Raw genomic sequence first — 11,510 nt, forward strand, 5'->3', positions numbered from 1 at the left:
AATTCAACAGCTTAACCGGCAGTGTTCGCCATCCGTTCACCTCCAACTGTTCAAGTTGGGCCACACGTCGCAGGATTGGCCAGCCGAGGAATGGCTGATCTAGCTTACGCCGGCGAAACTGGCATCCCCGATTTCAACTATTTCAACGGCGGTAGTGCCGAAATTTGTTTTTTCCGAATTGGCGCCACGTGTCAGCCGCATGGCATTTTCCTATCTCAGGAAGCGCTTTTCGTCCGCCTTGACCTCGCCCATTTTCTGGAGGCGGAAGATTTCCTCGACGGAAACGATATCCTTGTGGACGTTCTGCACGCCGCCATCGGCAATGATTCGCCGGAACGTATCCTGCATCGCGGTCGTCGCGGCCCGGATACCATAGTTGCCGTAGATGGTCATCTTGATGTTGCCGAGGGCGCGAATGCGGGTGGCGTCGAGATCCGGATAGGCATTCGGAACGATGACAAGCGGAACGGACCCCTTCCAGGCGCGCGAGAAACTCTCGATCTCGGCCGGATCCTTCCTCTTGGAGTGGATCAGGATCATGTCCGCCCCAGCTTCAACATAGGCCATGCCGCGCGTCAGCGCCTCCGCCTCACCCAGGCCTGCAATAAGCGCTTCCGTACGGGCGATGACCAGGAAATCCGGATCGCTGCGTGTGGAGACCGCAGCTTCGATCTTGCCCTGGTATTCCTCGATCCGCAGCAGTTCCTGGCGGCCATCGGCGGCAAGGCTGGTGACCTTCGGGAAGGTCTTGTCTTCAATGACGACAGCTGCGGTGCCTGCCTTTTCATATTCGCGAATCGCATGGATCACGTTCAGCGCGTTGCCGTAGCCGGTGTCGATATCGGCAACGATCGGCAGCGATGTCTGGCCGGCGATGGCGCGCAGCATGTCGAGATGCTGGGTCGTGGTGATCAGGCTCATATCGGCAAGACCGTAGAGCGCCGAGAGTTCGAAGCCCGACGCCCATATCCCGTCAAAACCGGCTTCTTCCGCGAGAATTGCCGACAATGGGCTATGGGCCGCCATGATGTGGACGAGGCCGCGTTCGGCCATGGCCTCACGCAGTTTTCTTGCTTTGCTCATAGATCGTCTCACTTTCGGAAAGGGCTTCACAGGCGGCAAGGATGCGACCGCAGGCATGCTGCAGTTCTTCAACCGACCCGGCGTAGGAGATGCGGATATAAGGCGAGGCCATCAAGCCGCTGCCCGGCACAACGGCAATACCGAACTGTTCCAAGAGATACATGGCGAAATCCATATCGTTCTCGACCACCTTGCCTTGAGGAGTGACCTTCCCGAGCACGCCGGCGCAGTTGACGAACACGTAGACGGCGCCGTCTGGCGTGCCGCATCTGAGACCGTGGGCCTCGTTGATCTTTTCGACCACGAGATCACGGCGCTTGCTGAAGTCGGAAACGAAATCGCCGATGTAGTCCTGATTGCCGCTGATCGCCTCGATTGCGGCATATTGTGAGATGGAACTGGTATGCGACGAGGTCTGTCCCTGGATCGTGTTCATCGCCTTGATCAGATCCTTGGGTCCCGCCCCATAACCGAGCCGCCATCCGGTCATGGCACTGGATTTGGAAACACCGTTGACGGTGAGCGTCCGGTCGACGAGGTCGGGCGCGGCCTCTGCCATCGTCGCGAAACGCACGCCATAAACGAGCTTCTCGTAGATGTCGTCGGCAAGCACATGCACCTGGTCGTGGCGGCGAAGCACGGCGGCGAGTGCGGCAAGCTCAGCCTTGGAATAGACCGCACCCGTCGGATTGTTCGGCGAGTTCAGCATCAGCCACTTGGTGCGCGGTGTAATCGCAGCCTCCAGGTCCTCCGGCTTCAGCTTGAACCCGAAATGTTCATGGCACTCGACCAGGACCGGTTCGCCGCCGGCAAGCCGCACCATGTCGGGGTAGGAAACCCAGCAAGGCGTCGGGATGATCACCTCATCGCCGGGATCGAGACTGGCGAATAGCCCATTGAACACCACTTGCTTGGCGCCGCAGCCAACGGTGATCTGGTCGATGTCGTAGTCGAGACTGTTGTCGCGCTGAAGCTTGTCCCGGATTACTTCCCGCAGCGGCTTGACGCCCGCGACCGGTGTGTAGCGTGTCCTGCCATTGCGAATAGCGGCAATGCCGGCGTTTTGCACCGCCTCGGGCGTATCGAAATCCGGCTCGCCTTGGCTGAGCGCGATGACATTGATACCCTTCTCCTTAAGGCCGGCGGCCGCGGCGGTCATGGCTTTGGTCTGGGAAGGACGAACGGCTTTTAGTCTCTTGGCAATGAGTGACAACGCAACTCTCCTCGGAGCACTGGGTTTGACCCAGAACTACGTACAGAGTGCTTCGCTGGCCAGTTCACCCATCGCACAACCTTAGCCGAATGATCGCATTTTACGATTTTTCCTGACCGCTCTTCGGTTCGAATGGCTGCATTTCGCCTATCTTCCACGCCATCGAAATTTACGAGATAACCATCGCAATATTCGATGTCTGTCATGTCTCTGTGATGGACCCGGCCGATGGTCCAGCCGAAAGCGGCGCCCGAAGAAGCGCGCCTGCCGATCTTCAATCAGGACGGCGAACCGGCGTGTTCGGCGAACGCTCAAGCAGGGATGGACGACAATGCATGATCTGAAGTTTACCAGGCGCAACATATTGGCCGCCGGCGCTGCAGCCGGTTTAATGTCGGTGGCGGGAGCTGGGTTCACCGCGGCCCAAGGGACCGATCGGAAGACGCTCCGGGTTGGCATGTCCGGCTTCCCGCCAGCCGTTGAGCCCGTTCTATATGTTCACACCGCGACGCGCCGCGTCGCCCCGCAAATGTTCGACACGCTGATCGCCTTCGATCAGACGCCGAACATGGGAGTGCGACCCAGCTTGGCGGAACGTTGGGAGCGTGTGGATGTAAAAGCCGTTCGCCTCTTCCTGCGCAAGGGCGTCATCTTCCACGACGGTGGCCCGTTTAGCGCGGAGGATGTCGCCTTCAGCTTTAGTCCGGAGCATCTGCTTGGCCCTGACATGGCAGGAAAGGCCACCGCCATGCAGACGTTGGACACGATCGGCAAAGTCGAGATCATCGACAGCCACACCGTTATCGTTCACGCCAAGGGCGACGATGCATTGCTTGAGAAGCGGCTGGCCTCGTGGGGCGCCGAAATCGTTAGCAAGCGTGCGTTCGAGGCGGCAGGGTCCTGGGATGCCTGGACGGCTGCGCCGATCGGAACGGGCCCGTACCGGCTCGTCAGCCAGTTGCTTGACGTCGAGGTCAAGCTTGCCTCGTACGACGCCTATTGGGGTGGCAAGCCACCCTTTGCCGGCATTCATTTCCGGGTCATTCCCGAACTTGCCTCGCGCATGAACGCGCTGATGGCCGATGAAGTGGATTTCATCACCGATCTTTCGCCTGATATGTTCGCGGAAATCGAAAAGCATCCGGAACTGGAAGTCGCAGGCGGACCGGTCCAGAACATTCGCTATCTGGCGATTGATGCGACAGGCCCGGTGCTGGAAAAGGTCGGCGTGCGACGGGCTCTGAGCCTCGCGCTGGATCGCAAGGCGCTCGTGAAGGCGCTCTGGCAGGACAGGCTTCCCGTTCCGAACGGCTTTCAGTTCCCGAGCTTCGGCGAAGCCTATATCGAAGACTTCCCAGCCTTGGCCTACGATCCCGATCTGGCGCGCAAGCTTCTTGGCGAAAGCGGCTACAAGGGCGAGACCATCACCTACAAACTTCTGAACAACTATTATCCCAACCAGGTCGCGGGCGCGCAGATCATGGTCGAGATGTGGCGGGCCGTTGGCCTCAATGTTGAGATCCAGATGATGGAGAATTTTGCACAAATCTGGACCAAGCCGGTTCACGCGATCTCGGACAGCTCGTCGACGGCCATCTTCCCGGATCCACTCGCCCACGCATGGCGCGAATTCGGTCCAATGGGCGGGTTGCCCAAGGGCGGTATCTGGAGCAATGACGAATATTTCGGGCTTGGCGAGAAGCTGAAGGTAACGGCCGAACCGCAAGCACGCCGGACGATCATCCGCCGGATGTTGGAGATCGTCGACCGGGACGATCCGCCCTGCGTCGTCCTGCATGGTTCTGGTCAGTTCTACGGCAAGCGCAAGGACGTCGCCTGGGTTGCGGGACAGACGCTTGACCTCAACTTCGGGCCCTTCAACGCCGTCTACACGCAAAACTAATGGCCACGCGACGAGGGCCGGCGATGGCGCACCGCGCCAGTCATGCGCCAGCATCTTTCAGCGCGGCTTCGGTTCCGTTGCTCACAATCGAAGGTCTATCAGTCGGCTTCAACGGTGTGCCAGTCCTTCGGGAAATCGATCTCACGCTCGCACCGGGCGAAGCGCTCGGTATCGTCGGTGAGTCCGGCAGCGGCAAGTCCGTTACCTGGCTAGCTGCTCTCGGCCTGTTGCCGAAAGCAGCCACGATTTCCGGAAGCGTTCGGCTGGATGGAACGGAGCGTTTGGGCGCAGCGGCGACTGAGCTCGACCGGATCAGGGGCGGGCGCGTGGCGATGATCTTCCAGGATCCATCAAGCGCGCTCAATCCTGTCCTCCGGATCGGGCGCCAGATTGGCGAAGTACTCGCCCGACACCAGGGGGTGTCGGCATCGAGCATTCGGGCAGAAGCAAAACGCCTGTTCGATCTCGTCGGCCTGCCGGACGCGGCGCGTCGGTTCGACGCTTATCCTCATGAACTGTCCGGAGGTCAGAACCAACGGGTGATGATCGCCATGGCGCTTGCCGGAAAACCCGACGTCTTGGTTGCCGATGAGCCGACCACCGCGCTCGACGCCACGATCCAGGCACAGATACTCGACCTCCTGACCACCATCAGGCGGGAGACCGGCATGGCGCTCGTGCTCATCAGCCACGATCTCGGTGTCGTTTCCGAGACCTGCGACCGCATCATAGTCATGTATGGCGGCCGGGCCGTCGAGGCCGCCCCGGCGGGCGCGATCTTTGCAAACCCGCAGCATCCCTACACGCGCGGTCTCCTTGCGGCCCTGCCGCCGTTCGAAGGGACCTTGCAGCGGCTTATCCCCATCGAAGGACAGGTGCCGGAGCCGGCAAACATGCCTTCGGGATGTCCGTTTGCTCCTCGGTGTCCGCAGCGCATGGCGGTTTGTGAAACGGCGGCTCCGCCGTTTATGCAGACCGAAGCCGGCCATTTCTCGGCCTGCCTTGCAGGGGCGGCCACAGCCGGCCAGCAGTCCCTGGAACTCAAGAGAAGCATGCTGGCATGACCGCAAATATTCTTGAACTGCACGGCATTTCGCGCAGCTATTTGACGCGGCAGGGTCTCTTCGGAAAGCAAGTTCCCGTCCGCGCTGTCGATGACGTGTCCCTGTCTCTACAACAGGGCGAGACGCTGGCGCTCGTCGGTGAATCCGGTTCGGGAAAATCAACGACAGGACGAATCGCGCTTGGCCTTGAACGGCCGAACAGCGGACATGTGGTCTTCCGCGGTCGTGAACTGCCGTCGACCGATACTCCAGCGTGGCGCCGCATGCGCACGCAAATGCAGATGATCTACCAAGATCCGCTGCCGGCGCTCGACCGCCGGCTGTCCATCCTCGATCAAGTCCGCGAACCGCTCGACATTCATGACATCGGATCTGAATCCGCACGGAACAACAAAGCGCTGGCGATGCTCGGCGCCGTCGGCCTCTATGCCACGCATGCCTCGAGCCTGCCCCATCAGCTTTCGGGTGGGCAGCGTCAACGAGCCGTTCTTGCACGGGCGCTGATCATGGAACCGGCATTGCTGGTCTGCGACGAGCCAGTCTCGGCTCTGGACGTATCGATCCAGGCCCAGGTCGTGAATCTGCTGATGGACCTTCAAAAGGACCTGCGTCTCAGTCTCCTCTTCATCAGTCACGATCTGAAAGTGGTTCGCCAGGTCAGCCATTATACGGCTGTGATGTATCTCGGTCGTATCGTTGAATATGGCGAGACAGAGCTTCTGCTCTCCGACCCTGCCCACCCCTACACCAGGGCGCTGGTTTCGGCCGTGCCTGTTCCAGGCCGGCGCTCGCGCGAGCGCATCATCCTCAAGGGCGAGCCACCCAATCCCGCGGCCCGTCCGACCGGCTGTGCGTTCCACCCGCGCTGTCCCATCGCGCAGCCGCAGTGCGTCAGCGCCTCCCCCACATTCTCGACACTACCGGAAGGACGATCCGTCGCGTGTCATGCCGTTCATACCAACCCGCCGGCCGAGGAGGTTGGATCCTGATGTTTCGGTTTGTTGCTATCCGTGTCTTACGTGCCCTTTTGACAGTAGCGCTGGTCGTCACGTTCGCCTTCCTCGTCCTGAGGCTTTCCGGAGATCCGGCTCGCAGCATCATGGGTGATGACGCCTCGCCCGAGGCCATCGCCGCCTTTCGCCGGGAGTGGGGTCTCGATCAGCCACTCTGGATGCAGTATTTCCACTACTTCGCAGCGATCTTTCACGGCGAGCTCGGGCGGTCGATGCGCGGCGGCGGGCCAGCTCTTGATCTTGTCCTGTCACGCATTCCGGCAACACTCATGCTGACATTGCCGGCGCTTTTGATGAAGCTGGCGATCGGCATTCCCTCGGGGATCTATGCCGCCTTACACCGGGACAGCGCCATCGACCGCGCCGTCATGGTGACGGCGGTAGCGGGCTACACGGTCCCAAGCTTTGTCCTCGGCCTCGTCTTGGTTCAACTCCTGGCCATCTGGTTTGCCTGGCTGCCGACCGGCGGCAGGGGAGGTCTGCAACATCTGATCCTGCCGATCATCACGCTCGGCGTCGGCGGCGCCGCCGTGCTTGCCCGTTTCGTTCGAAGTGCGATGCTGGAGGTCTTGGGGCAGCCCTACATCCGGACCGCCAGCGCCAAGGGAATTCCATGGGCCGCGGTCGTGCGTGGTCATGCTTTGCCGAACGCCGCAATCCCTATCGTGACCATTGTCGGCTTCATGGTTGGCAATCTGATCGCCGGTTCGGTTGTGGTTGAAAGCGTGTTCTCGTGGCCCGGTGTTGGCAATTTGCTGGTCGTTTCGGTCGCGGCGCGAGATCTGGCGGTGGTGCAATGCATTCTTCTGCTGGTGGCTGTCGCAATGGTGTTCTCCAATCTCATCGTCGATTTCCTCTACGGCTTTCTCGATCCGCGCCTGGCCAACGCCAACGTGACCGGAGGACGCTGAGATGAACATGACGGAAAAAGTGAGTGAAGCGGCGGCCGGACAGCGGAAGAGCACAAAACACCGCCCGATCCCCTTCTCCGTTATTGCCGGGGTTCTCTGGATCGGTTTTATCGTGCTTGTCGCAGTGCTCGCCAATCAAATCGCCCCTTACCAACATACCGCCCTTGATCTACCGAACCGGCTGGCGCCGCCACTTCATCCGCGGCATCTGCTTGGAACGGACGAACTGGGGCGGGATGTTCTGTCGCGATTGATCTTCTCCGTTCGCATCTCAGTTCTAGTGGCACTGGGAGCCACGCTGATTTCGGCCTGCTTCGGCACGGCGATGGGCTTTGCCGCGGCGCACTTTCGCGGCCGCGTCGAGCAGTTCATCTTGATGCTCGCGGACTTCCAGGCGGCAATGCCTTTCCTCATTCTCTCCCTGTCGGTGCTGGCCTTTTTCGGTAACGCGCTGCCGCTGTTCATCGGCCTGATGGGGCTTTACGGCTGGGAACGCTATGCGCGCATCGCCCGCGGGCTTGCGATCGCCGCCAGCGCGCAAGGCTATGCCGGCGCCGTTCGACAGCTGGGAGCGAGCCCACGACGTGTCTATCTGCGGCATATCCTGCCGAATATCTCGTCGACGCTGATTGTTTCCATGACGCTGACCTTCCCGGAGATCATCCTGATGGAAAGCAGCCTGTCCTTTCTCGGCCTTGGCGTTCAGCCACCGATGACGAGCCTCGGCAACATGGTCGGTTATGGCCGCGAGTACATGACACGGGCACCCTGGATCATGTTCGCGCCCGCCGCCTTGATCGTCACGACGACGCTCTCCATCAGCTTGCTCGGCGACTGGTTACGCGACCGGTTGGACAAGGGACCGCAGTGACCCCTGAACCGGCGAAAGCTGCCTGTGGCGAAAACGGCAAAAGGATCCAAATAGGGGTTCGAGAATGAGAACGTTGTTATCGGAGCGGGAGCAATTGGCTGCTCAGTTGCAGGAGTCCATCCGCGTCAGTTGATCTACTTCGCCGCGGCTTCTTCCTCGGTCATCTTTCGACATAGGCGGGTAAGCCAGCGGCAAAAGGCGCGCGCCGCGTCCGGATTTGAGCTGCGGTCGACCGCATAGGCACGATATTGCATACCGCTCGGTGCGCGCGAGCCCGCGAGGACCTCCAGAAGGCCCTGCCGGATCAGGTCCGCGACCACGATATGTGGCGCCACAAGCAAGCTGTGGCCGGTCGTGACCGCGGGCAGTGCGAGATAGTGATGATCGTAACGTGCGCCGGACGTGATATCGGATGTGTTCAGATCCAAGCCACGCAGCCAGGTCGGTAAGATGTCGGGCCGGGAGGTAACGGCAATGACGGGCGTATTGCGCAGGGCCTTAAGCCCGCGGCCGGCGACGCAGTCGGGCGCGCCGACGCAGACCAGTTGCTCGTCATAGAAGTCCCAGCGATCTGCCGGCTCCGTCAGCATGAGATCGCGGGTAAGGAGTACGTCGAAGCTGTCGGTAGAGGCGGGAGCCGACAAGGAGCTGATCACGTCGACGGTGACGCCCCCCATTTCCTTCGAGAAGTCGCGCAAATTGGGGATTAGCACCGTGTAGGCGAAGGTCGACAGGGACGTCCGCACGACAAGACGGTTGTCATCTTTCCGGCCGTTCCGCCGCATCCGCTTTGCGGTGAACAGGATAGTGTCAAGCGGCTCGGCGACGGCGTCGGCGAACAATCTCCCGAAATCCGTCAATTGGCTCTGGCGGCCGCGACGCTCGATCAGCTTCGCCCCGAAATATTCCTCCAGAACCGCAATGTGACGGCTCACTGAACTTTGGGTAATGCCAAGGGTCTTCGAGGCACGGGTCACGCTGCTGTCGCGCGCGACCTGCACGAAGGCCCGTACCGCATTGAGTGAAAGATCCTGTTCTTCGCTCACAACCCGCTCTCCGAAGGTATTCCGGACCTCCATCCAGAAGCGAGTCGCTCCCATCGGTTTATTCGATATATATCATCCACCTGTAACATAACGGTTACAATGATCTCAGCATTCCATACATTGCGTGACGCAGGCTTTTGCCGGCTCACCTGAAAGCGAGGTATCGCAGGATGGTGTGGCGATGACCATCGAAGAAATAGAAAAAAGTTCGGCGCCCTACTATGCTCAGCGAGGTCTCGTTTCAGAACGACACCGCCGCTTCAATTCAACAACACCAAAGCTTGATGTGAACGAATTATGACATCGGGCTCCCACAGCAAATTCCTCATCGTCAGCTTCGATGGCCTTCGGCCGGACCTCATCTCTCCGAAATTGACCCCGAATCTCTACCGCGTGCAGTCGCTGGGTGTCACGATGTCGAACCATCGCACGGTCTATCCGAGCGAGACCCGTTCGGCCTTCCCCAGCCTCGTCACCGGTGCCACGACCCGCCAGCACGGCATGGTCGGCAACGCATATGTCGATCGCTCCGGTTCTCCCCCACGCTATATCGATACATCGGACGCGGTGCTCCTGCGCGAGCTCGATCTCGAAAGCGGCGGAAAGCTCATGTCTGCGGCCACGCTTGGCGAGATCCTCGCTTCCGAAGGGCGAAGCCTCGCGGTGCTGGCAACGAACACGCCCGGTACGACGCGATTCTTCCATCACAAGGCGGAGGATTTCGGGCATGTCCGGTTGTCGGGTCATTTTCGCGAGGCCTGCACACACGATGCCTTGGCGGAGGCAGAGGTTCGTGTCGGCCCGCTCACCCCCGAGCCACCGCAGATTGAGCCCGACAAGGCCGGACAAGACTGGATTACCTCGGCCTTTCTCGAGGTCGTCTGGCCGAAGTACCGGCCGGACGTAACCATCCTCTCTTATGGTGAGCCGGATGTTACCTCGCATTTCCACGGCACGGGAGCCGAGGCGACGCGGGGTATAATCGCCCATTGCGACCGGCGGTTTGGGCGCGTGCTCGACTGGTGGGAGGCGGAAGGCCGCGCCGAGGATGTGCAGATCATCGCAGTCTCAGATCACGGACACATCACCGGTCATACGCGCGCGTCGGTTATCGAAAGCCTGCGGGACGCCGGCTTTCGACCGGGCATCGCGCCCGGGCCGAAGGTCGATCTCGTGGTGGTGCCTGGACAGGTGGGCGCGCTCTACCTTGCCGAACCAACCGACGAACAAATCGCCCGGCTAGTGGCAACGATTACCGCGCACGTGTGGTGCGGACCCGTCTTCACGCGAGCCCGAAACGAGATCGACGGTATCGCGCCTGGCAGTCTCGGCAATCATCTGGTCTTCGCCGATCACGCGCGCGCGCCGGATGTCTCGTTCTCCTTCCGGGCGGATGATGGCCTTGACCCCTTCGGCCTTATCGGTGGCACGTTTTATGACAGCGACCGCCGCACAGGCCTCGGCGTCCACGGTGGTTTGCATCCGAACGAACTCGCGGCTGTCGGCATTGCCGCGGGCACAGCTTTTCCGGCGGCGGGTTCCGTCTCGACAGTCCCCTCCGGCATTTGCGATTTCGTGCCGACGATCTTGCACCTTCTTGAGATCGGGCGACCGAACACAATGAGCGGCCGTGTTCTCCATGAGTTGCTCTGGGATCCGGAAAAAGCAAATGCCGAGGTCCGACGCGAAGCCTACGAAGCAGGCCTCGGCCGTTTCCGTCAGGTCCTTCGACGTGTTCAGGTCGGAGATGCCATGTATGTTGAGAGCGGAGCGGCAGAGGGTTGATCATTGCTGCCCACTTTCAAAGAGCTGGCAACCTTTCGGGCGTTCAACATACCGGTCTGCCCAGCCGCCCTCAAATGGTCGGAGCGTGGCAATTGGTTGCGGGGGGTAGGAACCCCGATTTGCACCGACGGTAAGCCCTTGAATTTATAGGTTGAGCTTCTTGCTCCAAAATTCAGTGGCCCTACGGCGGACAAGCAGCGAAGGGTCAAGACCCTGTTGGATGGCATCGCGATGTTCTTGGGTGTTGATCTAGCCGTGAGTGAAGAAGAAATTTCGAGCGTAAGCGACCATATCGACGGCGGCTACGGCGTTCCAGGCGATGCGACCCGCCAGGCGATGCAGATGATTGCGCAAGCAGACGGGATTATCCTGGATCCCGTCTATACCGGAAAGTCGTTCGCAGGCCTTTGCGGACGCGTGAGGAAAGGTGCGATATCGCGGGGTGAGGTTACGGTGTTTTTACATACCGGCGGTAGCCCCGGCCTATTCGCCTACGCCGATCATCCAGCCTTCAACGGTTGGCGATGTGCTAATCCGGGGCCTTTTTGGCCTCACGCAGTCTTTTCCACGTCCACGGAAGCAGTTCGTGCAGGCGGGAGACGGGAAGATCGGCGATGCGGG

9 protein-coding genes and 1 pseudogene are annotated in these 11,510 nt (G+C 60.5%); 7 read left to right on the plus strand and 3 right to left on the minus strand.

The window, feature by feature from the left end; all coding sequences use genetic code 11:
* Nucleotides 1-210: 210 nt before the first annotated feature.
* Nucleotides 211-1,083, minus strand: coding sequence for an isocitrate lyase/phosphoenolpyruvate mutase family protein (locus tag ACWGTO_RS31795; RefSeq protein ID WP_454578703.1), 873 nt, complete (start codon nucleotides 1,081-1,083; stop codon nucleotides 211-213).
* On the minus strand, nucleotides 1,058-2,242 hold the full coding sequence (locus ACWGTO_RS31800) for a pyridoxal phosphate-dependent aminotransferase (protein WP_454578704.1): 1,185 nt from the start codon (nucleotides 2,240-2,242) through the stop codon (nucleotides 1,058-1,060). The genes ACWGTO_RS31795 and ACWGTO_RS31800 overlap by 26 nt, the downstream gene beginning before the upstream one ends.
* A 418-nt stretch (nucleotides 2,243-2,660) precedes the next feature.
* Between ACWGTO_RS31800 and ACWGTO_RS31805 the strand changes: the two genes are divergently transcribed.
* From ACWGTO_RS31805 to ACWGTO_RS31825, 5 genes are read left to right on the plus strand one after another with little or no spacing between them, the layout of a single operon-like run.
* On the plus strand, nucleotides 2,661-4,199 hold the full coding sequence (locus ACWGTO_RS31805; protein ID WP_454578705.1) for an ABC transporter substrate-binding protein: 1,539 nt from the start codon (nucleotides 2,661-2,663) through the stop codon (nucleotides 4,197-4,199).
* Between the two features lie 23 nt (nucleotides 4,200-4,222).
* The gene (locus ACWGTO_RS31810; protein WP_454578706.1) at nucleotides 4,223-5,263 is read left to right on the plus strand and encodes an ABC transporter ATP-binding protein; all 1,041 of its coding nucleotides are present in this window, start codon (nucleotides 4,223-4,225) and stop codon (nucleotides 5,261-5,263) included.
* Complete coding sequence (locus ACWGTO_RS31815; protein WP_454578707.1) at nucleotides 5,260-6,252, plus strand: ABC transporter ATP-binding protein; 993 nt, start codon at nucleotides 5,260-5,262, stop codon at nucleotides 6,250-6,252. The genes ACWGTO_RS31810 and ACWGTO_RS31815 overlap by 4 nt, the downstream gene beginning before the upstream one ends.
* A complete protein-coding gene (locus ACWGTO_RS31820) occupies nucleotides 6,252-7,187 on the plus strand; it encodes an ABC transporter permease (protein WP_454578708.1) in 936 nt (311 codons plus the stop codon). The genes ACWGTO_RS31815 and ACWGTO_RS31820 overlap by 1 nt, the downstream gene beginning before the upstream one ends.
* A gap of 7 nt (nucleotides 7,188-7,194) precedes the next feature.
* Nucleotides 7,195-8,058: an ABC transporter permease gene (locus ACWGTO_RS31825; RefSeq protein WP_454578711.1), complete on the plus strand. Its 864-nt coding sequence runs from the start codon at nucleotides 7,195-7,197 to the stop codon at nucleotides 8,056-8,058.
* Between the two features lie 134 nt (nucleotides 8,059-8,192).
* Here the strand turns inward: ACWGTO_RS31825 and ACWGTO_RS31830 are convergent, their stop codons facing one another.
* Complete coding sequence (locus ACWGTO_RS31830) at nucleotides 8,193-9,104, minus strand: LysR family transcriptional regulator (RefSeq protein WP_454578709.1); 912 nt, start codon at nucleotides 9,102-9,104, stop codon at nucleotides 8,193-8,195.
* A 297-nt stretch (nucleotides 9,105-9,401) separates the two neighbouring features.
* Here ACWGTO_RS31830 and ACWGTO_RS31835 point away from each other — a divergent pair, with 297 nt between their 5' ends.
* Nucleotides 9,402-10,889, plus strand: coding sequence for an alkaline phosphatase family protein (locus tag ACWGTO_RS31835; protein ID WP_454578710.1), 1,488 nt, complete (start codon nucleotides 9,402-9,404; stop codon nucleotides 10,887-10,889).
* Nucleotides 10,890-11,093: 204 nt separating this feature from the next.
* A pseudogene (locus tag ACWGTO_RS31840) lies at nucleotides 11,094-11,348 on the plus strand (pyridoxal-phosphate dependent enzyme); the annotation flags it as partial.
* Between the last annotated feature and the right edge of the window lie 162 nt (nucleotides 11,349-11,510).

Source organism: Mesorhizobium sp. PL10, assembly GCF_053714315.1.